Raw genomic sequence first — 25,144 nt, 5'->3', positions numbered from 1 at the left:
TCATATGCATCTTACAGTCCCACCATTTCAAAGAAAAACACATGACAAAAGCAGCATAATATTTTGCAATTATTCTATAAAATACTACCTTTGCATCATTAAAAGTTGAGTTATCTACCTAAATATATTATCATTACCTAAATTCATAGAATTATGAGAAAAACAATTATCCTATCAGCAATGTTGCTGTGCTCACTTCTCAGCAAAGCACAAGATGCACCGAAGTGGATTAACAATGTAAAATTGTCAGGATTTGGTATTGTTCAATACCAATACAACGGCATGAACAACAACAAGTCAAACACATTTAATCTTCGTTTAGGGCGCGTTTCTCTTGACGGCCGCATTCTTAATGACTGGGCTTGGAAGGCACAGATACAATTCAACGGAAACACATCAACACTGGGCGCATCACCACGCCTTGTTGACCTCTTCATTGAATGGCAAAAATATGACTTCTTCCGCATTAAAGCAGGACAGTTCAAAAACCCATTCACCTTTGACAACCCAATACACCCGATCGACCAAGGTTTCATGAGTGTTGCACAAAGTGTTCTGAAATTAGCAAGTTTCTCTGACCGAGCAGGTGCACATCCATCAAATGGACGTGACATCGGTGTTCAAATACAAGGTGACTTCTTAAAAAACAATGCAGGCAGAAACCTCGTACACTATCAAGTTGGTGTATTTGATGGACAGGGAATCAACGTTAGAGATGTTGACCAGCAAAAGAACATCATAGGTGGCGTGTGGGTTATGCCAGTTGAAGGCATGCGTTTAGGTTGGTTTGGCTGGACAGGTTCTTATGCGCGCAAGGGAACATGGACGGATGCCAGCGGTGCGACACAAACAGGCGTACGTAGTTTACAGCAACGCCGTTACGCTTTTTCAGCAGAATACAAAATAAAAGACTGGACTCTCCGCTCTGAATATATTCATTCTACGGGTTATGCCTTTGCAAAAGCTTTGAGTAACACGGATGCTTCAGCAGCAACAGACTGCAATCTAAGTGCAGATGGCAATAAGGCACAAGGTGTTTATGCATTGGTAATTGCACCTATCATTCCTAATAAACTACACGCAAAGGCTCGCTATGACATGTATCAGCCTTCAGATGGTGCAGAAAAGCAACGTACGCAGTACGACTTAGGAATCGATTATGAATTTACAAAAAACCTTGAATTAAGTGGCATTTACTCTTATGTACACGACCGCTCCATGAATGGTCCATCAGGAAAACCAAACTACTCAATGTTTGACTTAGAATTAAGTTTCCGCTTCTAAATTAAATTAAATTAAAAAAAAATCACGAACATTTAGGTAGTGTTCGTGATTTTTTGTACCTTTGTCAAAATTAATTCAAAGATGTATTTATGAGAGAAGGCCTTATACCATCCAGGGAAGACCTTTTTGTACAAACTCTAAAACATGACAAGACATCATCACAGTAACTACAACAATGGGGGAATGAAACCTCCATCTTCATCAGCAAGACGCCGTCGCAGAATATTAAACAAGATTATGAAGGTCATAATGACTTTCTTTGCTTTAGCTATTGTAGCAATAGTGTATTGGTTATATAATAACTAAGACCATTTACATCAAACACAGCTAAACATTCTTCCAAATCAAACATTATCTATCTTTATGAATTATATGAAGATGATAATGCGATCCATCATAATCCATACGCATCATCCTATTATGAAGCTCTTCGAAAGCAGATAAAGCTAAGGCTACATGCCCCATCGTACGTCTTAAATTTATTTCTACAACAGGATGAAGCTTAAATTCTCCCTTTGCTGCTACAATCATCATATCAACACCTAATGGTCCCAAATAAATACCTCTTAAGTGAGTAGTAAGCAACTGTTCCAAAGTTATTATCGCTTCATTTAAAAGTCCATTTGACACATAAGCTGACAAAACAGATCGTTTCTCTACTTCGTCTGCAAGACTATTACCAATATAAGCTCCATTAAGAGTATGAAAAACAGATAGCCCTGCATAGTGAACTCCTTCCGCATCAGAATAAAACTCAACGCCGAAATCCCTAACCTTATTATAATAGGGCTCTATCATAATACCACCTTGTGCCTTTATCACATTCTTTGCCCAATTCGCTAAAGCAGGATCCAAAACTGTATCAATATAACGTACCCCTCTTCCACTACTACTCCAAGGTGCCTTTATGACGACCTTCCTCGTTTCTTGAAGCATCTCTTCAAGTGCGGCAAGATTATCGACATAGAAGGCCTCACCTAATAAGTTGGGATTAGAGAGACTAGATTGCAAATCTTGTTGAATAGTAGTCGAAAACTTACGATTACTAAGTCTACGAATATCAGCAAGTTGCTCATCATTAGGCAATATAGAATTGGTAACTCCCATCTGTCCTAACTGAAATTTAACAGAAGCGTCCCATCCCCATGGCAACACCTTATCTATCTGTCCTGACAGGCGTCCGACATCATCTTTGTTAACAAAATGCACCTTCTTACTATAACGTTGAAAGCGAAATGCATGCTGACGAGCTGAATTTATGTTCTCAATCAGTACACAATCTCCATCTTCAGCCCAAAGCATAGGCAAGAAATCTAAATCATAGCGAAGTTGCCTGCCGGCATGCGGAGCTGTAAAGTACTTATTATCATAAGCTAACGCTATATCGTGTTCTGGATTAAATACATGTAATGTCATTATTTTTCTTCATTTATACAATGCAAAGGTACATCAAAGCAAATGCAATACAAAATAAAAAATCATTTTTTGCTATCTATAGTTTGCAAATAAGAGAAATAAGTAGTAACTTTGCATCTAGATTATGTTGTATAACGGGAACAAGATGGACGCATTCTTTCGCACGCATACTTACTTAGTGGAGCATGTATATGCCCCAGTGCGCCGTCGTCTCATGGATGAAATCAATTGGGACGACCGCCTCATTGGCATTAAGGGTACGCGTGGCGTAGGTAAAACAACCTTCCTCCTGCAATATGCCAAAGAGCATTACGGCTCTACTGATCGGCAATGCCTTTATGTCAACATGAACAACTTTTACTTTCAAGGCAGAGGTATAGCTGATTTTGCTGGTGAGTTTTATCGCCACGGAGGAAAAGTCTTATTGATTGACCAAGTTTTCAAACAGCCTGAGTGGAGTCGGGAACTCCGTCAATGTCATGACAATTACCCAGAGTTAAAGATTGTATTCACAGGATCAAGCGTCATGAGACTGAAAGAAGAAAACCCTGAGCTAAATGGCATTGTAAAAAGCTATAATCTTAGAGGGTTCTCTTTCCGTGAGTATTTGAATCTACAAGCAAAATTACAATTTGAGCCCTACACGTTAGAAGAAATCATTAACAACCATGAGGAGATAGCAAGACAAATCCTATCTAAGGTAAGTCCGATGAAATTCTTCGCAGATTATGTTCATCATGGATTTTACCCATTCTTCTTAGAGCATCGCAACTTCTCAGAGAATCTTCTCAAGACAATGAATATGATGACTGAGGTTGATATTCTTCTCATCAAGCAGATTGACTTAAAATATCTGACTAAGATTAAGAAGTTATTTTATCTCCTTGCATTGGAAGGTCCTAAGGCTCCTAACATCAGTAATCTTGCAAATGAGATTAATACAAGCCGTGCTACGGTCATGAACTATATCAAGAATCTTGCTGACGCACGTCTTATCAACCTCCTTTACCCAGTTGGACAGGAGTTTCCTAAAAAGCCAGCAAAGGTTATGTTACAGAACTCAAACTTGATTTACGCCATCTTCCCTATCCAGCTTGACGAACAGCAGCTCATGGAAACATTCTTTATCAATGCACTACAAGAGGTATGCTCAGTCAATGTAGGTAACAAACAAGGCACATACATCGTCAATCAAAAAGAAAAGTTTAAGGTATGCGACACTAGAAAGACTAAAAAACGATTCAGTAGTGACACAACCTATACTATATACAATACTGAGGTGGGGAAAGACAACCAAGTACCCCTTTGGTTAATAGGTTTCCTTTATTAGGCAAGACCAAAAACATTATAACAATATTCATTTAATAAATTTCAAAATGGCTAAAGAAAAGAAGTTTATCACTTGTGATGGTAACGAAGCCGCTGCTCATGTGAGCTACATGTTCTCTGAGGTTGCAGCTATCTATCCTATCACTCCATCATCTCCTATGGCTGAGCACGTTGACGAGTGGTCAGCACGCGGACGTAAGAACCTTTGGGGTCAGACAGTAAGCGTTCAGGAAATGCAGTCAGAGGGTGGCGCAGCTGGTGCCGTACATGGTTCACTGCAGTCAGGTGCCCTCACAACAACATTCACCGCATCACAGGGTCTTCTCTTGATGATTCCTAACATGTACAAGATTGCTGGTGAACTTTTGCCATGTGTATTCAACGTTTCAGCACGTACACTTGCAAGTCACGCTCTTTGTATCTTCGGTGACCACCAAGACGTAATGGCTTGCCGTCAGACAGGCTTCGCCATGTTCTGTTCTGGTTCTGTACAAGAGGTTATGGATCTCTCTGCAGTTCCTCACCTTGCTTCATTGAAGACATCAGTACCTTTCATCAACTTCTTCGACGGTTTCCGTACATCTCACGAGTATCATAAGATTGAGTGCATCGATGTAGAGGATATTCGCCCATTAGTTGACGAGGAGGATATCAAGCGTTTCCGTGACCGCGCAATGTCACCGGAGCGTCCAGTAGTTCGTGGTACAGCTGAGAATCCTGAGACATTCTTCACACATCGTGAGGCATCTAACAGTGCATACGAGAATGTAGCAGAGGTTGTTGAGCACTATCTCGGGGAAATCTCAAAGATTACAGGCCGTGAGTATCACCTCTTCGATTACTATGGAGCTAAGGATGCAGAGAATATCATCATCTTGATGGGTTCAGCAACAGAGGCCGCTCGTGAGGCTATCGACTACTTGATGTCTCAGGGTAAGAAGGTTGGTATGATTGCTGTACACCTCTATCGTCCATTCTCTGTTAAGCACCTGCTCGCTGCAGTACCAAAGTCTGTTAAGCGTATTGCAGTTCTTGACCGTACTAAGGAGCCAGGAGCAGAGGGCGAGCCATTGTACCTCGATGTTAAGAGTGCATTCTATGATGTTGAGAATAAGCCATTGATCGTTGGTGGTCGTTATGGTCTCGGTTCTTCAGATACTACACCTGCTAAGATTATCGCTGTTTATGACAATCTTGAGTTGCCAGAGCCAAAGAATCACTTCACAGTAGGTATCGTTGATGACGTAACCTTCACTTCTCTTCCAGAAGTTGAGGAGATTCCATTGGGTGGTGAAAGCACATACGAGGCTAAGTTCTATGGTCTTGGTGCTGATGGTACCGTTGGTGCTAACAAGAACTCAGTAAAGATTATCGGTGACAACACCAATAAGTACTGTCAGGCTTACTTCTCTTATGACTCTAAGAAGTCTGGTGGTTTCACTTGTTCTCACCTCCGTTTCGGTGACAACCCAATCCGTTCTACTTATCAGGTAAATACTCCTAACTTCGTTGCTTGTCACGTTCAGGCTTATCTGAATATGTACGATGTTACACGTGGTTTGCGTAAAAATGGTACCTTCCTTCTGAACACTATCTTTGATGGTGAGGAACTTGTACACTTCATTCCTAATAAGGTTAAGCGTTACTTCGCAAAGAACAATATCAGCGTTTACTATATCAACGCTACTAAGATTGCACAGGAGATTGGCCTTGGTAACCGTACCAACACTATCCTCCAGTCTGCATTCTTCCGTATTACTGAGGTAATTCCTCTCGACCTTGCTGTTGATCAGATGAAGAAGTTCATCGTTAAGAGTTACAGTAAGAAGGGTCAGGATGTTGTAGATAAGAACTTCGCAGCTGTTGACCGTGGTAACGAATATAAACAGTTGACAGTTGACCCAACTTGGGCTAACCTCGCAGATGATGAAGCTAAGGCAGACGACGCACCAGCATTCGTTAAGGAGCTCGTTCGTCCAATGAACGCACAGGCAGGTGACCTCTTGAAGGTTTCTGACTTCGTTAATCATGACACTGTTGACGGTACATGGTCAGTAGGTACAGCAGCTTTCGACAAGCGTGGTGTTGCTACCTTCGTTCCAAAGTGGGATGCAGAGAATTGTATCCAGTGTAACAAGTGTTCATACGTTTGTCCTCACGCTTGTATCCGTCCATTCGTTTTGGATGAGGCTGAGAAGGCTAACTTCAATGAAGAGACACTTGATGTCATCGCTCCAAAGCAACTCAAGGGAATGCAGTTCCGTATTGAGGTATCAGTTCTCGACTGTACAGGTTGTAGCAACTGTGCTGATGTTTGTCCAGGCAAGAAGGGTAACAAGGCTCTCTCTATGACACAGTTCGTTGCTGGAGAGGAAGAGGCTAATCATCGTGCTGCAAACTGGGATTATCTCGTTAAAAACGTTAAGAGCAAGCAGAACTTGGTAGATATTAAGTCAAACGCTAAGAACTCTCAGTTCGCTCAGCCATTATTCGAGTTCTCTGGAGCTTGTGCTGGTTGTGGTGAGACTCCATACGTTAAGCTCGTTTCACAGCTCTTCGGTGACCGTGAGATGATTGCTAACGCTACTGGTTGTTCTTCAATCTACTCAGCTTCAGTACCTTCTACTCCATACACAACTAATGAAGAGGGTCATGGTCCTGCATTCAACAACTCACTGTTCGAAGACTTCTGTGAGTTTGGTATGGGTATGGCTATGGGTAACAAAAAGATGCGTGAACGTATCGCTGTGCTTCTTAACGATTCTATGGCTAACGACCATACACCTGCTGAATTCAAGGAGGCTGCTCAGGAGTGGCTCGACAACATGAATGATGCTGATGCATCTAAGGTTGCTGCTGCTAAGCTGAAGCCATTAATCGCTGCTGGCGCAGAGAAGGGTTGCCCTGTATGCGCAGAGTTGAAGACACTCGACCACTATCTTGTTAAGCGCAGCCAGTGGATTATCGGTGGTGATGGTGCTTCTTACGATATCGGCTACGGTGGTCTCGACCATGTTATCGCTTCTGGTGAGGACGTTAACATCTTGGTTCTCGATACTGAGGTTTACTCTAACACCGGTGGTCAGAGTTCTAAGGCTACTCCACTCGGTGCTATTGCTCAGTTCGCTGCTAAGGGTAAGCGCATCCGCAAGAAGGACCTCGGTTTGATGGCAACTACATATGGTTATGTTTACGTAGCTCAGATTGCTATGGGTGCTGACAATGCACAGACATTGAAAGCTATCCGTGAGGCTGAGGCTTATCCAGGACCATCACTCATCATCGCTTATTCTCCATGTATCAACCATGGTTTGAAGGTTAAGGGCGGTATGGGGCGTAGCCAGGCTCAGGAAGCAAACGCTGTTGCTTGTGGTTACTGGCACCTATGGCGTTACAACCCACTGTTGGCAGAAGAGGGCAAGAACCCATTCTCACTCGATTCTAAGGAACCAGAATGGGACAAGTTCCAAGACTTCCTTCACAGTGAGGTTCGTTTCCTCTCTGTCCTCAAGGCTTATCCAAATGAGGGAGAGGAACTCTTCAAGGCTTGTGAGGATATGGCTAAGCTCCGTTACAAGAGCTACGTCCGCAAGACTAAAGAGGACTGGAGTGAGGAGGCATAATTGCCTAACACACAGATTAAAAAGATATAGTTAAAATACTATATAACATACGCAAAGAGGCTTCTCCATCAAGGAGGAGCCTTTTTTTGATACCTATTCGTGCAACTTATTAATCTTAACTAGGGATATTCAGAATTTTTCTAACTAATTGTTTGTCAGTGTAATATATTATTTGTACCTTTACATAAAATCCCCCGAACGACCCTTCACGGGCAGAATCGGGGGAAAAATTTAAAAAAAACGTCGTGAAGATACAAAAAATTTCTGATATAACACCAACTTTGCCCTTTACAGAGTTTGATTTTTTACAGAGCTATCGTGACAGCTTTGCAAAAAGCGAACTTGGACGTATCCATTCCCAGCTCCCACTTAAGGAGTTGGCAGCAGCATGTACGAGTCGTAGCCATAAGAGCAAGCGGGGCAAAAAGCCTCTTTTTTCGTGTGAGGGAGAAATAGCCCTGATGTTCCTCAAGTCATACACAGGTCTGTCTGACGATGGCTTGATAGAGATGCTTAACGGAAGCATCCACATGCAGATGTTCTGTGACGCTCTGATAGACCCTTCCTGTCCCATCAGGGATGGAAAGATTGTAAGTGCCATACGCAACCGTCTTGCCCGTCTTCTTGACATAGACAGCCTTCAGGGCATATTGTACGCCAAATGGAAAGACAGCCTCAAGGACAAGGACCTATGCCTGACGGATGCGACCTGTTATGAGAGCTACCTGCGCTTCCCGACAGACATCAAGCTACTCTGGGAGTGTTGCCATTGGCTTCACAAGCTGCTCGTCTCCGAGTGTAAGCACCTGTCGGAGCGTGTTCCGAGGAGCAAGTATAATGATGTTGACAAGGCTAGGCTTGCATACGCCAAGCAGCGCAAGCACACAGCATCATCCACGCGCAAGCTCAGGAGAAGACTTCTGAAACTGCTCTCCAAACTTCTTTCTCAGTGGTACCGTCTTTGCAAATTGTATAGCCCTTGTATCAGCCTGTCGGCAGAACAGGAAAAGCGTCTCTCCGCCATACGTGCCGTATTCCGCCAACAGTCAGCCTTGTTTTCAGGCAAGGAAGTCAGGCACCGTATTGTCAGCATCGACCGTCCCTACCTCCGTCCCATTGTCAGGGGCAAGGAAAACAAGCGTGTGGAGTTTGGGGCAAAGGTCAACAACATACAGATTGACGGCATATCATTCATAGAACACCACAGCTTTGAGGCTTTCAACGAGGGTGTCCGTCTTAAGCAATGTGTTGAGTATCAGGAATCTCTGACGGGAGTCAAAGTTAAGCGTGTCGGTGCCGATTCCATATACGCCAACAATGCCAACCGAACAATGTGTACGGAAAAAGGCATAACCACCTGTTTCGTCAGAAAAGGTCCCAAACCCAAAGAAGAGTCTGAGTGTCTCAGGACGGCAAGAAAGATTATCGGAAACCTCAGGGCCACGGTAATGGAGGGCAGCTTCGGGAATCAGAAACAGCACTATGCCGTTGGGCGAATCAAGGCACGTAACATGTTCAGCGAAACATTACTGCTCTTCTTCGGAATCCATACGGCTAATGCCGCCATTCTTGCCGCAAGGCAGATGGCCAGGGACATGAAGAAGGTGGCTTGATAAAAAGATAAGGTGATTTTATATCCATCCATAGGCAGGTATGGAAGGGGCAGGTATGCCCATACGGCTCAACATTTGAGATTTTTGAGCAGAAAACACTGCAAATTCTTTTTCTAGGAGCTTTTCTAAGAAAAAGAATCCAGTTTTTGAATGCTCTTGGCAGGTTCAGGAGTGAATTAACTGAAATTCCCTAACTATATGTGTATTAACGACATACACCCATCAAAATAATAACATTAATGTCATGTTTCAATATTTTTAACCAAAGTTTCACGATCCAACATATGTGTGAAACAACTTCAATCCACTAAAGTTAAAACTTGTTAAATACAAAGCAACTAAACGAAATTATACCTATCTTTGGCAAATATAGTAGTTCAAATTTTAATTCACTTAAGCTAAAAAGATTATGAAGAAGGTTTTTATTATGGCTATTGCCGTAATTGCAATGACATTCGCAAGTTGTAACAACGGTAAAACTAATGCTCCAAAAGCTAATGCAGACTCAGACACAACAGAGTCAGTTGCTACAGATTCAGCAACAACTGCAGCAGCTCCTGCCTCAGCAGATCAGCTCATCGAGCAACTCAATGAGAAAGTAAAGGCTAAGGACGATAAGGGTGTAGCTGCATTGCTTACAGCAGCACAGACCAAAATGGCTGAATTAGCACAGAAAGATCCAAAAGAGGCACAGGCTTATGTTGCAAAGCTCCAGCAGTGGATGCAGAGTAACTCTGAGAATATTCAGGCTGCTTTAAAGTCTTCTGGCAATGAAGCTGCCGCTAACGCAGTAGGTGCTGCTATCGACGCTGCATCGAAAGCTGACCCAAAGGCTATTACTGAAGGAATGTCAAAGGCTAAGGAAGCTATGCAATCAGCATCACCTGAGCAGGTAGAAGCTGCTAAGAAGGCTGCCAAGGAAGCTGCAGAAAAGATGCAGGGCAAGACTGGCGAGGCTGCACAGAAGGCAATGAAAGACTTAGGTCTTTAATATCACCTACCCCACTTCCTTCACAGTTTGAAGGAAGTGGGAGATTATTCAAGCCGACACGATAAAGAAATCATCCAAGAGAAACACACTATCTCAAATAGTTTTCGTATCTTCGCACTATGATTAAGATTGAAGATGCACAAAAAGAGCAGGCTACGGTGATAGCCCATCTTATAATGGAGGCTATGAACCATGAGTGTTGTCAGTGGTTTGCAGGCCCTAATCATAGTTTAAAAGACTTTCATCAACTCATAACAAAGTTGGTAGAACGCGAAGACTCGCAATACTCCTATCTTAATACACTTGTAGCAATAACGGAAACAAATAAGATTGTTGGTATCTGTGTCAGCTACGATGGAGCCAAACTTAAAGAACAAAGAAAGGCTTTCATTGAAGGAGTTTTGGAGGCTTTCGATCGTGATTTTTCTAATATGGATGACGAGACAACAGCTGGTGAACTATACATCGATTCACTTTGTGTTGACAATTCTTTCCGTGGACGAGGACTTGCTAAGCAACTACTTGAAGCTACAATAGAAAAGGGAAGAAAGATGAACCTCCCTACTGGCTTACTTGTTGATACCGGAAACCCACAGGCAGAACGCCTTTATCATCGAATAGGTTTCGTTTACATAGATGACAACCAATGGGGTGGTCATAAGATGAAACACCTACAAAAACCTCTCTAAGAATCTCGTCTCTACAACTGATAACCATCACGCTGTAAGTAGAAAAATACACCTTTATTTGCCAATCTCTCCCCTTTGTCGTATCTTTGCATATGCAATAGGTTCATTACCATCATGATTAAAAAGGGAAAGCGGTGGGAATCCGCTACTGTCCCGCAGCTGTAAGTTATCTCTCATTGGTAAGCTGATACCACTGGTGAATATAAACTGGGAAGGTGCTTACCTACATTGGATAACAAGTCAGAAGACCTGCCATTGCAAGTCATTGCATCCCTCGAGGAAGGGCATTGCATAGAACCCTTTGATTATAGAAAGAGACATGAGGCAGTTGGCTTCTTTCTTACTTTTATTGTGCCCACTCGGTGCGATAGCACAGACAATTGATTCTGACACAACACAAACCATAGATGAGGTTGTGGTCAACGGTTTCCGTATTTCTGGAAATGTATTGGCAAGTTCGCCAATACAGGCGCTTTCACATGCTGACATGGAAAAACTTGGCATCCGTGACATGGGTGACGCCTTGAAACGCTTTGCTGGTGTACAAGTGAAAGACTATGGTGGTGTGGGCGGTATGAAGACGGTAAACATCCGTGGTCTTGGAGCAGCTCATACGGGAGTCATTTATGATGGTGTACAGGTGGGTGATTGCCAGAGTGGACAAGTTGACTTGTCTCGCTTTACACTTGACAACATCTCACTCATCAGTCTTCAGATTGGTCAAGACGATAATATCTATCAGAGTGCAAAGTCATATGCTTCTGCAGGTATGATTAACATTAGCACACTGCAAGACTATACAGTCCATAATGATAAATCAACAAGAAAGAAGACCGACCTCTCTACAACCATCCGTACAGGTAGTTACGGTCTTTTCTCACCTTCCCTACTCTTCCACCAGCAGTTCTCACGGCTTGGCATTGGGGCATACGGAAGCTATGAAAGGGCTGATGGTGTTTACGCATTCAAGTTGAAAAATGGTATCAAGACCATCAATGAACGACGTAACAATAGTGACATTGAGACTTGGAGAGGAGAAATTAACCTCGATTATCAGCTCAATGATAAACAAATACTGAAGTGGAAGACATACGGCTTCACCTCTCATCGAGGCTTACCGGGTGCGGTCATCTACGATAACACCTACTCTGCCGAGCGATTAGTTGACAAGAATGTCTTCACACAACTATTCTATGAAAACCAATTCAGCCAGCGTATCAAGTTAAAAGCAGCAGCTAAGTGGAATTATTCATGGTCACGTTACTCAGATGTGCCTGCCAGTGGCTATAAAGAAGATATCTACAGACAGCAGGAAGCATATCTAACAGCAACCTTATGGAGCGAGCCTTTACAAGGACTTCACCTCTCTTTGGCACAAGACTATGCACATAATCATCTCTCAATGTCTCTTTCACAGGCTGCAAACCCTACACGTAACTCTCTGTGGACAGCACTTGCGGCAAACTATCGAATTGGACAATTCACATTCAACACTTCACTCTTAGCAACAAATATCACCGAACGAGTAAAACTTGGAAATGCCTCTGATGGCTTCCATCGTCTCTCCCCAGCCTTCAGCCTACAATGGAGAATCTTGCAAGACCTCCGTTTCCGCTTTGGATATAAGGATATCTTCCGTACTCCAACACTTAATGAACTTTATTATACAGGCATTGGCAATCGTCGCTTAAATCCAGAGAAGTCACGCCAGTGGAATCTCGGTGCAACCTATTCTCATACCTTCAATCGTACACTTCAGCTCTCATTGACGGCAGATGGATACTTCGGTAATGTCACAGATAAGATTATTGCAGTACCCAAGATGTTCTACTGGCAAATGATGAATGCGGGAAAAGTGCGACAAATAGGCCTTGACATCTCCGCTAATGCAGAGAAACGATGGAGCAATGACTGGTCACTCAGTGTGACAGGAAGCTATAGTATGCTCAACGCAACCGATAAAACTAATCCAACCGATATTTACTATGGACACCAGATAGCTTATACTCCACGCCATTCGGGGTCAGTTAGTTCGCTACTGCACACTCCGTGGCTGGATTTAAGCTACAACCTATTGTTGATGGGCGAACGCTATTCATTGGGATATAATATTCTTGACAACCGCATGACAGCCTTCACCGACCATAGTATTACAGTTTCAAAGGATATCAACATCCTCGAACAACAACTGCGTCTACAATTTGACTTACGCAACCTTGGTAATAAAAACTATGAGGTTGTACGCTTTTATCCTATGCCAGGAACAAACTGGAGACTCACAGTAAGTTGGAAACTTTGAGGAAAAAGAGACAATTGTAAAAAGCAAAGAGTAAATAAAAGAGATAACAACAAATTATAAACAAAACAACAAGAAAAATGAAAAAGAATCTTCTTGCGCTTGGTGTCATTCTGATGTCAGCGCTTACATTCACAGCTTGTAGTGATGACAATGACTTTACTTACACACAGCCAGCAGTATCTAACACAGATGTATATGTTGCTTGTGCTGGTAACTGGAATCAAAACGATGGTACAGTGGGTATTCTCGACTATAACAGCGAGTCACGTCCAACTGCACCATACATCTACAGCAATGCTTACATGACTCAAAATGGTATCGGAATCGGTGATGCACAGGACTTAATTGTCTTTGGAACTAAGCTTGTCGTTACTTGTACAACATCTTCAAAGGTTGAAGTTTTGGACCGAATGGGTAAGACAGAACAAACAATTAAGTTGCATAACGCCAGTCCACGCTATTTGGCAACAGATGGTAATTATGTTTACTTCTCTGCTTACAATGGTAAGGTATACAAGATGAACCCTAACAACGCACAGAAGCCATTGGTTGACTCTGTAGAAGTAGGCGATCATCCAGAGGCACTTTCTGTTGCTAATGGTAAACTTTATGCAAACATCTCAGGTTATGGTAATGGGAATACTGTAGCTGTTGTTGACTGTAACTCATTTAAGAAGACAAAGACACTTACCGTAGGTAAAAATCCTTACAACCAGAGTATTGCTGTTGGTAATGATATTTACTTTGTATCAATGTTCAACAATGATAATGCTCTTGTACAGAAGATTAATGCTAAAAACGATGAGGTTAAAAAGCTCTTCAAGGCAAGTTCAATTGCATACAGTGCTAAGAAGAACGCACTCGTATGCCTATATGCTACCTACTATGATACGAACAAGCGTTTCTTTATCTATGATCTCGCAACTGGAAAGGAAACCGACCTTGATATGGCAGGCCTCAAAAATCCTTCACAGGTTAATGTTGACCGTTATGGTAACATCTATGTTATAGATAACCCAAGCTATACGGCACCAAGTGAAGTTTTCTATTACTCTCCAGAGGGTAAACTTATTCAGGGCAAAATTGTAGTTGGATATAGCGCACAGAACGTTCGCTTTGCCAACTAAAGTAAACTTTGCAGCTTGATGTAACGACTATTTTTATAGGTCAAGAAAAACATAAAGTTACCTATAATAGGCTTTACATCAAGACTGAACAAAATCGCTATAGACAATGATTAGGGGTGCACACTTTTGTGCATCCCTTTATTGTAAATCATTCAGAGCAGGAGGCGACAACACAAACCTATAAAACTTTAGGTATTTTTTTTCAACATATAACTAGTTACAGCAAAGTAAAATGGGCAAATGAAGTTGTAAAGTTACCTCCGTCAACGCATTAGAATAATTTATGCCTTAACTTATTCTATGTTTCTTCAATCTAACTATTATTCGACGTCGTGTTTATAAACTTCAGATCTGGTGCGGAGGCTTAGCACAATTGGTGCGGAGCGTATGCACCACATGTGTGAAGGACAAGCTTCACGATGACATATGGTTAAAATGGGATGTGTTATCGTAAAACATTGTAATACAAAGTTTTACCATGAGGAGTAAATAAATGAACACAAAAAAGTAGGAACAAAAACTCACAATAAATCCTACATGGACCAACTAAAGCTTTTATTCCTACTTTGATTATAATATCAAATGAAATTAACTATTAAAGTGGAGTTGTGAAAACAAATGAGCGGATAACCCAGTATGAGAGAATTCCGGCAATATAACCAACGAAGGCAATCCAAGATATGCGCTTCATATACCAGCCAAAGGTAATCTTTTCAAGACCCATTACAACGACACCTGCTGCAGAACCAACGATAAGCATTGAACCACCTACACCTGCACAATAAGCGAGCAACTGCCAGAAGAGACCATCGACAGCCATATCACCTGTTGCCTGAATAGGATACATACCCATACTTCCTGCAACGAGAGGAACGTTATCTACGATAGATGAAAGTACACCGATAATACCTGTAACAGCATAATGGTTACCATCGAAAGCAATGTTCAAACCACTTCCTAATTCTCTCAACACACCAACTTCCTCTAGACAAGCCACAGCCATCAAAATACCAAGGAAGAAAAGAATGGTTGACATATCAATACGACTTAGCAAGGTGCTCACGCGCTTTGAGAAGTGAACATTGTCACCTCTCCGTTTGTGAAGATTATGATAGAATACTTCAGTAATAGTCCAAAGAATACCCAGTACCAACAAGATACCAACAAAAGGAGGTAAGTCAGTGAAGAAATGGAACACAGGTACAAAGCAAAGGCCACCTACGCCGATAGCAAAAATAATTTTTCGCTGCATTCCATTAAACTCTAACACTTCGTGATCACCTGACAGGTCATTTGCCAACTCGTCTCTTTGGATATTGCCTTTCAATGAAAGCGATAGTAAGAAGGCTGGTATCAACATTGAAACCAAGGATGGAATAAATATCTCACTGAGAACACCACCAGCTGTAATCATACCTGAATTCCACAACATAATAGTTGTTACATCGCCGATTGGTGAGAAGGCACCACCAGAATTTGCCGCAATAATAACCAAAGAAGCGTAAATCATTCGGTCATGCTTATCGTGAATCAGCTTACGAAGAATCATTATCATCACGATACTCGTTGTCAGGTTGTCAAGAATAGCAGAGAGGAAGAAGGTCATAAAAGCAATCTTCCATAAAAGACTGCGCTTCGTCTTCGACTGCATGACATTCTTCACCCAGTTGAAACCACCATTCTGATCGACGATTTCGACAATCGTCATAGCTCCCATAAGGAAGAAAAGCGTAGTAGCAGTGTCGCCCAAGTGCTCCGTTATCAAGGAGTTGGCAAAAGCAACAACATTCTCACCTGCACCACTAAAATCAGGATGCATAAGCTGTACAAACGGAGCTGGATCAACCATGAAAAGTGTCCAGCAGAACACAAACATCAACAAAGCGATTGCAGCCTTGTTAATCTTAGTAAGGCCCTCCATAGCAATGAGCGCATAGCCCAAAACGAAGACCGAGATAATTGCAATTGTTAGTGTAGACATAATATTTATAGTTTCTATTTCTTTCTGGCGTACAAAGATAAGCAAAAGATATGAGTTGACATCTAAAGAAATGAAATTAATTATAAGAAAGGTGCAATCATTCAGCAAATTGTAGTATATTTGCAAATAAAGCAAGGAATAAAAGAAAGATATTACCGGGCAATAGATAAAATTATGGAGACGAAACATCTCAACGTTGTTTGTGCTATCGTTCGTGATGGCGACAAAATCTTATGTACACAGCGATTACGCAAAGGTCCCAATTACATTGCCGAACATTGGGAGTTTCCTGGTGGTAAAGTCAAACAGGGAGAGAATGATTACGAAGCGTTACGTCGTGAATTGCTTGAGGAGATGGACTGGAACATTTATGTAGGAGCAAAACTTGGTAGCATAGAATATGAATACCCTGACTTTACGATTCGCCTTACGGCCTATGACTGCATGGCACACGACAATGACTTTAAGCTTCTTGCACATATCGATTCTTGCTGGTTAACACCTGAGGAGTTCGCTAAACTCAATTGGACTGGGGCTGATGCGGAACTTATCAAACAACTTTGGAAATAAAAACCGAGTTGTTTCTCATCATCTGTTTCATCTTATTTATATATTAGTACTAGTTATCATCGTCAATTATTATCAAAACTATGAACGAAGAGATACAATCACTTATTGACCGGCTTAATGCAGCTTCTGACGCCTACTATAATGGTCGTGAAGAGCTTATGACTGATTACGAATGGGATGCTGCCTTTGATAAACTAAAAAGATTAGAAGAAGAAACAGGCATCATACTTCCCAATTCGCCCACACAAAATGTTTCTGCCGATAAGTTAACAGGAAAAAAGGAAGCGCATGAGTTCCCTGCACTGTCATTAGCAAAGACGAAAAAAGTAGAGGACCTTGCTAAATGGGCAGAAAACAAACCAATTTGGATTTCATGGAAGTTGGATGGACTAACCCTTGTTGTCACATACGATAATGGCAAACTAACCAAGGTTGTCACACGTGGTAATGGACACATCGGAACCAATATTACCCATCTCTCCAAGGCCATTGATGGTATTTTACAGACCATACCTTATAAAGGGCATCTCGTCATACGTGGTGAAGCAGCCATCAGCTACCCTGACTTTGAGCAGTTTAACATGGAAGCAGAGGAGGAATATGCTAATCCTCGCAACCTAGCATCAGGTTCTCTAACCTTAAAAGACATCAACGAAGTGAAGGCTCGCCACATACGTTGGATTCCTTTTACCCTTGTCTATACAGAGGAAGAAATCAACTCTTGGGGTAAAAGAATGGAATGGCTTGAACATCAAGGGTTCAATGTTGTTGATAGAGAACTTATAGAACAACCTACAATAAACAATATAGAACAAGTCATTCATCGTTGGACTGAAAGAGTAACGGGCACAAGTTCGTCACCTTTCCTCTACCCTGTTGATGGTTTAGTCATAACATATGACGACACAGCATACGCAGCAACAGGAACTGTCACAGGTCATCATGCTACACGTGCTGGCTTCGCTTTCAAATGGCAAGATGAAAGTGCAGAGACAGAGTTGAACTTCATAGAATGGTCTTGTGCAGCATCAACCATCTCCCCTGTTGCTGTTTTTCAGCCTGTCGAACTAGAAGGAACAACTGTCAAACGTGCATCACTCTGCAATATATCGGAATGTGAGCGATTAGGAATTGGCGATAAGGGAACGAAGATTGCTGTTATCAAGGCAAATAAGATTATTCCGAAGGTTATCAATGTCATTGAAAGAGTTGGAATTTTCCACATTCCTGAAACCTGCCCTGTATGTCATTCTGCTACAGAAGTCACCGAGAGTGAAGTCAGCAGTACACGTACACTGCATTGTACAAACGTTCATTGCCCAGCAAAACAACTGAAGAAGTTCGGCAGATTCGTTTCGAAAGAAGGTGTAAACATCGACGGATTATCAGAACAGACTATTCAAAAATTCATTAATCTTGGATGGATTATAGAATATGCAGACTTCTTCCACCTCAATAAACATGCTAACGAGCTGCGCACTATGGAAGGTTTCGGCAATAAGAGTGTCGCCAAGTTGTTAACAGCCATTGAAAAGGCTCGCAACGTAGAAGCACGTCGTCTACTCTTTGCACTTAACATTCCACTTGTAGGACAAGATGTCTGCAATCGTTTGTTATCAGCTTATTCATTGGAGGAACTTATCAAGACAGCTGCAGAAAGCGCTAACGATGATGTCTTCTCAACAATTGCAGGTATCGGACCAGAGAAAAGCACAAGCTTTGTTCGTTGGATGAAAGATGCTGATAACCATTCCATGTTACAGCATTTACTATCTGAATTAAATATCAGTCAAACGTCTTCTGCTCCCACGGGGACCGGTTGTCAAGGATTGACTTTTGTTATTACAGGTGATGTTCATCACTACAAGAATCGCAATGAACTGAAGGTCTACATAGAGAGTCAAGGCGGTAAAGTAACAGGTTCTGTGTCTAAATCAACAAATTACCTTATCAACAATGACGTTGACAGCACTTCTGGAAAGAATCAGAAAGCAAAGGAGCTCTCTATTCCTATAATTTCAGAGGATGAGTTCATAGCTCGATTTGCACAAACAAAAGCATCTGAACAACCCACAGAAATGACTTTATTCTAGGGACAGAACAACTTAATACATAGCAAAAGGAGACGATGTGTGGTTATCGTCTCCTTTTGCAATTTAATAAAACAAAGTTTATTTGGCTGTTTAGAATGTCCACTTAGCAGCTACCGTAGGGATAGCATAGAAGCGATTGTTCTGTCCTTTGTCATTCCAAACAAAGTTATTGCTAATCTCAACCTCAGTACCCAAAGAGAGGTTTACATCTTTCATTCCCTTTAGCGTATTGAGATTAAACCAGAACTGAGGCTCAGAGAGAAGAATCATTTTACCATTAACATTTGGATCATACCAAAGATCACAGAATCCAGAGAATGTACAAAGACCTTTAGCGAAAGTTGTACCCCATACTTCAGTCAGCTGAAAACCACTGAAAGGATGTGCACCAGTGTGAGCATTCTTAAACTGATACTTATACATTAACTGAAGACTAAACGTCTTTGAAAAGTCTTTTGATGCCCAGTTCCATGCTCCACCAAGAAGAACAGCATGCTGATAACGGTTACCATAATAGCTATCCATACTTTTACCAGAGCCTAAACCACCATTATACTCTACGTGTGCAGCCCACTGCTTATTCTTCGTAAGATTAAACTCACGTGAAATCTCCCAATAAGCACCCATTACTCCATCACTCTTGTAGTCAATATCAGTAAACATATAGGTAGAACCCCATGTGTCAGGTTTGAACATTTCTACTGTTGTTGTTACTGACGTACGAGAACTTAGGTTCTTATAAAGACTATGACCTAAGTCATAATGCAACTGGACATCTTGTGCATTTGCACAACAAAAAGCTGCTATCATACAGATAGCGAGGGTAAAGAATCTCTTCATAACTGTTCTTAGTTTATATATTAGAATCTACGGCAAAGTTACAAAAAAATCCTAAACTATCAACGTAATAGCAAAAGATTAGTTAACTTTGTACCTATATGAGAATAGATATCATCACCGTATTACCAGAGATGCTGGAAGGATTTGTACACGAAAGTATCCTTGCCAGAGCGGAAAAGAAAGGATTGGCAGAGATTCGTCTGCATAATCTTCGTGACTACACAAAGGATAAATGGCGTCGTGTTGACGACTATCCTTTTGGTGGACAGGCTGGTATGGTCATGCAGATTGAACCTATCGACCGTTGTATTACTGCTTTGAAAGAAGAACGAGAGTATGATGAAGTTATCTTCACATCTCCTGATGGCGAACAGTTTAATCAGAAAATAGCTAATGACCTCTCATTGGGAGGTAACTTCATTATTCTTGCAGGACATTATAAAGGTGTTGACCAACGTGTGCGCGACCATCTTATTACACGTGAGATATCTGTTGGCGACTTTGTTTTAACAGGTGGTGAACTACCAGCTGCCATCATTGCTGATGCTGTTGTACGATTAGTCCCGGGTGTTATCAGTGATGAACAAAGTGCACTCTCTGACTGTTTTATGGATGATATGCTCTCAGCACCTATCTACACTCGCCCTCGTAGCTATAATGGTTGGGATGTTCCAGAAATTCTACTCAGTGGAAACGAGGCTAAGATTAGACAATGGGAGTTTAATCAAGCAATGGAACGCACTAAACGACTACGCCCTGACCTCTTAAAAGAATAAGACTACTGAGCGCTGTAATATAAAACAACAATAACTAAGGCGCAGTTTTAAGATATACAAAAGAAGTTGCAATAACAGATAGGTACGCAATCCATACTCCTATCCTTTATTGCAACTTCTTTTTTGACATACTTCTATTACTTTAAGAAGAAGCAATTTACCCATTGTTAGGTATTGTAGCATTCTAATTTTATCTATACTTTTGCATCCCAATATTATATTTTCAGGATTTATACATTTATCAATATGGTTAAAAGATTACACTCTTATCTTTTATTGACAGGCACCTTATTATATTCAGCAGCTCTGCCAATAAATGCACAAGGAAACACTATGGGAAAAGTCCCAACTGACAGCCTTACACAAGACACATTATTCTCAACTCCTTATCTGCACGCTCAAACGTTGCAGACGGTTGAAGTAATTGGGCGTAACGAACGTTCCTATAAGAATACCAACTCTTTCATCGGTACAAAAACAGAGACACCTTTGAAAGACATTCCACAGTCTATCGGCTACGTAACAAAGGAGTTAGTGCGCGACCAAGGCGCAACCACAGTTAATGAAGTTGTAAAGAATATCAGTGGTGTAAACCAATATACCTTCTATAATGACTTCTCTATCCGTGGTTTCCGCACTACTGGTAACCGCAATTCAGGAAACCTTGTCAATGGTATGCGCGCACAAACAAGTCTTTGGAAACAGCAGTCACTGGCAAATATCGAGCGTGTTGAAGTAATCAAAGGTCCTGCTTCTGCCCTTTTTGGCAATGCTGCACCAGGTGGTGTTATTAATCGTGTAACTAAGAAACCACTACCTTATCAACGCAATACAGTATCAACAACCGTTGGTAGCTTCAACACACTGAACACCTACGGAGATTTTACGGGACCATTAGACAAGAAGAACACCCTTCTATATCGTCTTAATATCGGTTACGAACATACTGATTCTTACCGTGACCTACAGGAAAATACAAACTATATCGTTGCACCATCTTTCTCATTCCTCCCAACACAAAAGACACGCTTTAACGTTGACATAGTTTATCAGCGCACCAATGGTAAAGTTGACCGTGGTCAGCCTATCTTTGGAGATGGTGACCTCAATTCAGTACCAATTAGTCGTTCGCTCTCTGCAACAAATGATTATCTAAAGGAGAACCTCGTGAATATCACACTTGGTGTAACCCATAAGTTCACGGATAACCTCTCCTTTAATGCTACCTATCTGAACTCTTCCTATGATGAGGACCTTCGTGAGCACAATCAGGCTAATGCGTATGTGAAGTTAGCCGATGGTACACAAAGTCCGTCACGCATTCTTATGCAGTGCCTTGTACGCCAGCGTCACTTCCGTAACAACAGTTTCAACACCTATTTTAACTATAACGTAAACACAGGTCCCGTTAATCATCGTATCCTTTTAGGTTATGACTATTTCCAGATGGCACAGCAAGCTGGCTCGTCAGCAATGACTGCAGGAGGCTATCTATTGAAGGACGGTACGACAACAACAGCCTTCAAGCCTGCCAACATTGCTAAGTACGTACTTGACAAGGATGGTAATCCACAAACGAATGTGCCTTACTATGACTTGACAAGTAATAATAACAACATTGAGCGTGACTATTCGAAGTATATCTTTGTCTCAACAGCACTCTCTCCTTACCTGCAGTATTCTCATGGTATCTATCTTCAAGAGCAGATGGAAGTAGGACCAGTAAAACTTCTCTTGGGTATACGTCAGGAGATATTCACCGATGTACTAAATTACAAGACCAATAAGGAGAGCCGTACAACTCAACATGCGTTCATTCCACGCCTTGGTGCTGTCGTTGCTATCAACAAGAATCTGAATGTGTATGGTACATGGGTAAAAGGCTTTGAACCACAGAGTGCATCCGTACAGGGGAACCCTAACACTGGTGGACCATTTGACCCAGAATACAGCCAGCTGTTAGAGGCGGGCTTGAAAGGTGAATGGTTTGACAAACGACTCAGTACTACCCTTTCTTTCTTCCATCTTCAGAAACGCAATACACTCTATAATGCCAACGACGCAAATAATCCAGAGTTGTTGGAACAAGTGGGAGAAGAAACTTCAAAGGGTATTGAATTAGATGTAGCAGGTTTCATTCTTCCTAATTGGAGTATCGTTGCTAACTATGCCTACACCCATGCTGCTATCACAAAGACTGCAACCAACTCTGAGAAAGACTATGGTATGCAACGTCCAAACACTCCACGCAACTCATTCAACATTTGGTCAAAGTATATCATTCAGACAGGTGCTTTACGCAACTTTGGTTTCGGTCTGGGTTTCAATGCAGTAACAAAGCGTTACGGACAAGTTGGAAGACGTGAGAATACCATTGTCTATCCTGGCTATGGACTCCTCAATGCAGCACTGTATTATCGACTTCGTAACTTGCAGGTACAGCTAAATCTCGACAACGCAATGAATAAAGTTTATTGGGTGGGAGGTTACGACAAGCTCCGTTCCTTCCCAGGTGCTCCACGCAGCATAAAAGCTACAGTGACTTACAAGTTCTAAGGAGTTAAAAAGCGTCCTAAATAAAAAGCCTTCATCCATCTACAGAGCTATAGCCTTTGTAAAAGGATGAAGGCTTTTTCTATAAGTAACAACGCACTATAAACCATGTACGCACCTTTACACCCCACTACTTTGACAATGTATGTTTTTGTAAATAGGCATATTTACCAGGAAAAGGGCTATCATAATCAAAATCCTCTACACAACTAAATACCACATATCGATTGTAGACTATCAGGTTATAACGCCGATTTAACTTATACACAAGCGAGTCTGTAAGCGGTTTATCATAGATTCTATAATTAAATTCTTTATTTCCTGTCTTCCCATAAACGATTTCTGTATAGTCACTTATTGCACCACCTCTACTGACAGATAAGCCTCGATAACCCATCTTCTGCAAGACTAAACGAACTGAATCAAGCTTTTCTATACTTAATCCTATCTTTTGTAGTTCTCTTTCCTGTTCTTTCTTCGACTCTATCTCATCACCTTTGAAATTAACTTGTTGCTTTGAAGAGACACCCCAATCCGTCAGTTTTCCATGCTTCGAATACTCTACAGAGAACCCAGTACTATCTGGTAGCCAACATCTTGTAACTTTAATAAGTCTCTCTATGTTCTGCCGATTAGCCTTGTAGGACACCTCCATCGTCTCAGGGGTACACTCTTTTTGTGGAACAACAGCAAAGCCCACAATACACAATACCTGTAAGATATTAAAGCAATGGAGTCCAAGAAAGATATTGTTCACATAATTACGATACCAAACTGACTGTACAAGAGAACAGATATAAACAAGAACAATAGGTATTGAAATGTACCAACCAAGTATTGCAAAAAACATTAACCAGGAGAGCGAACCCTCTGTATCATCCTCTTCGTAGAAGACAAACATGGTTGTTAACAACAGGAAAGTTATAAGAACATATATCAAAAAACGTAGAAACAGCCAGAAGAAGAAACGATAATAGCTTTTACAAGAACCCTCTGCATCGACAACTACATCCTTTTGCTTACTTTTCTTCCTGGTATCCATCCATAGCCAAACACCAAGAACTATTAAGAAGAGGAAAATGTTAACAGCAAAAATAATCATGTTATATGTTGATTAAACTTTCAGGAAATTATTGGACAAAGATATTTATTTATCTTCGAAATTACAAGAGAACAAACTAAAACATGTTCATAAATAAATAGGCAAATCCCACTTAACTTAAAAGCCATTTATTACACTATCGGTATCATAGTTTTTTTTATTTTCAAGTTGCTGTCATTTTAACATTTAAAGAAAACTCACTGTGTAACAGTTTATTATCTCTTCACAAAGAATGACAGCAGTGACAGCAAATTTGATTTCAGGAAGAAATAGGTAAACTACCCAATATCACAACACAAAGTAGCTGGAGAGCATTAAAACAATGAAAACCAAGAAAAACTTTATTCGTATAATCACGATGTCGAATAGCTTGAACCAGCGAGCAAATATAAATAATAATAAGAGGTATTGAAATAAACCAACTTCCAACAACAAATATCATAATCCAAAAGCAACATTCGCCTGCATCATCACCTGCAAACGATGCAAGTAACACTAAGAACAAAAAGGCAGTAACCAAAGCATACGACAACACACGTAGGGATATCCAAAAAAAGGAGCGCCAATTCTTTTTGTAAAGTGTTTCTATTTTTACCGCTTCCCCACTCTTCGCACCATTACTCCAATAACTCACTAATAGTGATATACCAAGAGCAAGAATACAAATTAGTATAATGATAGTAAATGCAAACATAATTAATTTATTGTACCAGAAAAGCCGACCGAATAAATAACAAGAAAGATCTCTTGCAAAGATATCCTTTTATTCTCACATATACAAGTGAAGCATCTATAAAGAAATGACTTCAACAACTTATAAGGCTGTTTTATGAAATATATCTTGTTACTCGTCACACA

The 25,144-nt window shown here is 41.2% G+C and carries 17 protein-coding genes and 1 riboswitch; of the genes, 12 read left to right on the top strand and 5 right to left on the bottom strand.

The features are described from left to right. Nucleotides 1-153: 153 nt before the first annotated feature. Nucleotides 154-1,284, top strand: a complete 1,131-nt coding sequence (locus tag J4856_RS08070; protein WP_025839041.1) for a porin — start codon at nt 154-156, stop codon at nt 1,282-1,284. A gap of 351 nt (nt 1,285-1,635) precedes the next feature. Here the strand turns inward: J4856_RS08070 and J4856_RS08065 are convergent, their stop codons facing one another. Continuing rightward, a complete protein-coding gene (locus J4856_RS08065) occupies nt 1,636-2,700 on the bottom strand; it encodes an ATP-grasp domain-containing protein (protein ID WP_025839040.1) in 1,065 nt (354 codons plus the stop codon). A gap of 145 nt (nt 2,701-2,845) precedes the next feature. Between J4856_RS08065 and J4856_RS08060 the strand changes: the two genes are divergently transcribed. The 7 genes from J4856_RS08060 (at nt 2,846) to J4856_RS08030 (ending at nt 14,371) form a co-directional block, all read left to right on the top strand. Next, on the top strand, nt 2,846-4,030 hold the full coding sequence (locus J4856_RS08060; protein WP_025839039.1) for an ATP-binding protein: 1,185 nt from the start codon (nt 2,846-2,848) through the stop codon (nt 4,028-4,030). A gap of 46 nt (nt 4,031-4,076) precedes the next feature. After that, nucleotides 4,077-7,652 carry a pyruvate:ferredoxin (flavodoxin) oxidoreductase gene (nifJ, locus tag J4856_RS08055; protein WP_065367822.1) on the top strand — a complete coding sequence of 1,192 codons (3,576 nt, stop codon included), beginning with the start codon at nt 4,077-4,079 and terminating at the stop codon, nt 7,650-7,652. 245 nt (nt 7,653-7,897) lie between these two features. Beyond that, nucleotides 7,898-9,265, top strand: coding sequence for a transposase (locus tag J4856_RS08050; protein ID WP_065367823.1), 1,368 nt, complete (start codon nt 7,898-7,900; stop codon nt 9,263-9,265). A gap of 409 nt (nt 9,266-9,674) precedes the next feature. Further along, nucleotides 9,675-10,256 carry a biopolymer transporter gene (locus J4856_RS08045; protein WP_065367824.1) on the top strand — a complete coding sequence of 194 codons (582 nt, stop codon included), beginning with the start codon at nt 9,675-9,677 and terminating at the stop codon, nt 10,254-10,256. A 119-nt stretch (nt 10,257-10,375) separates the two neighbouring features. Continuing rightward, entirely contained in the window at nt 10,376-10,945 is a 570-nt protein-coding gene (locus tag J4856_RS08040) for a GNAT family N-acetyltransferase (RefSeq protein WP_025839719.1), read from the top strand. 81 nt (nt 10,946-11,026) lie between these two features. Continuing rightward, nucleotides 11,027-11,216: riboswitch (cobalamin riboswitch) on the top strand. A gap of 48 nt (nt 11,217-11,264) precedes the next feature. Next, a complete protein-coding gene (locus J4856_RS08035; RefSeq protein WP_025839720.1) occupies nt 11,265-13,244 on the top strand; it encodes a TonB-dependent receptor plug domain-containing protein in 1,980 nt (659 codons plus the stop codon). Nucleotides 13,245-13,321: 77 nt separating this feature from the next. Beyond that, complete coding sequence (locus tag J4856_RS08030; RefSeq protein ID WP_025839721.1) at nt 13,322-14,371, top strand: YncE family protein; 1,050 nt, start codon at nt 13,322-13,324, stop codon at nt 14,369-14,371. Nucleotides 14,372-14,966: 595 nt separating this feature from the next. Here the strand turns inward: J4856_RS08030 and nhaD are convergent. Next, complete coding sequence (gene nhaD, locus J4856_RS08025) at nt 14,967-16,352, bottom strand: sodium:proton antiporter NhaD (RefSeq protein ID WP_025839722.1); 1,386 nt, start codon at nt 16,350-16,352, stop codon at nt 14,967-14,969. A gap of 174 nt (nt 16,353-16,526) precedes the next feature. On the opposite strand from nhaD, the gene J4856_RS08020 reads away from it, so the two are divergent. Together J4856_RS08020 and ligA are read left to right on the top strand one after the other, a co-directional pair. Continuing rightward, nucleotides 16,527-16,922, top strand: a complete 396-nt coding sequence (locus tag J4856_RS08020; protein ID WP_025839723.1) for a (deoxy)nucleoside triphosphate pyrophosphohydrolase — start codon at nt 16,527-16,529, stop codon at nt 16,920-16,922. Nucleotides 16,923-17,002: 80 nt separating this feature from the next. Continuing rightward, nucleotides 17,003-19,015, top strand: coding sequence for an NAD-dependent DNA ligase LigA (gene ligA / locus J4856_RS08015; protein ID WP_025839724.1), 2,013 nt, complete (start codon nt 17,003-17,005; stop codon nt 19,013-19,015). A gap of 90 nt (nt 19,016-19,105) precedes the next feature. On the opposite strand, the gene J4856_RS08010 is transcribed toward ligA, so the two are convergent. Further along, nucleotides 19,106-19,855 (bottom strand): nucleoside-specific channel-forming Tsx family protein, encoded by a 750-nt coding sequence (locus tag J4856_RS08010; protein WP_025839725.1) that lies wholly within the window; start codon nt 19,853-19,855, stop codon nt 19,106-19,108. A 98-nt stretch (nt 19,856-19,953) separates the two neighbouring features. Here J4856_RS08010 and trmD point away from each other — a divergent pair, with 98 nt between their 5' ends. Together trmD and J4856_RS08000 are read left to right on the top strand one after the other, a co-directional pair. Then, nucleotides 19,954-20,631 carry a tRNA (guanosine(37)-N1)-methyltransferase TrmD gene (trmD, locus tag J4856_RS08005; protein ID WP_025839726.1) on the top strand — a complete coding sequence of 226 codons (678 nt, stop codon included), beginning with the start codon at nt 19,954-19,956 and terminating at the stop codon, nt 20,629-20,631. Between the two features lie 246 nt (nt 20,632-20,877). Further along, nucleotides 20,878-23,187: a TonB-dependent siderophore receptor gene (locus tag J4856_RS08000; protein WP_025839727.1), complete on the top strand. Its 2,310-nt coding sequence runs from the start codon at nt 20,878-20,880 to the stop codon at nt 23,185-23,187. Between the two features lie 127 nt (nt 23,188-23,314). Here J4856_RS08000 and J4856_RS07995 read toward each other — a convergent pair whose 3' ends face one another. Then, complete coding sequence (locus J4856_RS07995) at nt 23,315-24,226, bottom strand: hypothetical protein (protein WP_044081267.1); 912 nt, start codon at nt 24,224-24,226, stop codon at nt 23,315-23,317. A 319-nt stretch (nt 24,227-24,545) separates the two neighbouring features. Continuing rightward, nucleotides 24,546-24,980 (bottom strand): hypothetical protein, encoded by a 435-nt coding sequence (locus J4856_RS07990; protein WP_025839729.1) that lies wholly within the window; start codon nt 24,978-24,980, stop codon nt 24,546-24,548. Nucleotides 24,981-25,144 lie beyond the last annotated feature (164 nt).

Source organism: Prevotella scopos JCM 17725, assembly GCF_018127785.1.
Classification (GTDB): domain Bacteria; phylum Bacteroidota; class Bacteroidia; order Bacteroidales; family Bacteroidaceae; genus Prevotella; species Prevotella scopos.
The sequence above is the reverse complement of the archived record's forward strand: the minus strand, read 5'-3'. Positions and strand labels throughout refer to the sequence as shown.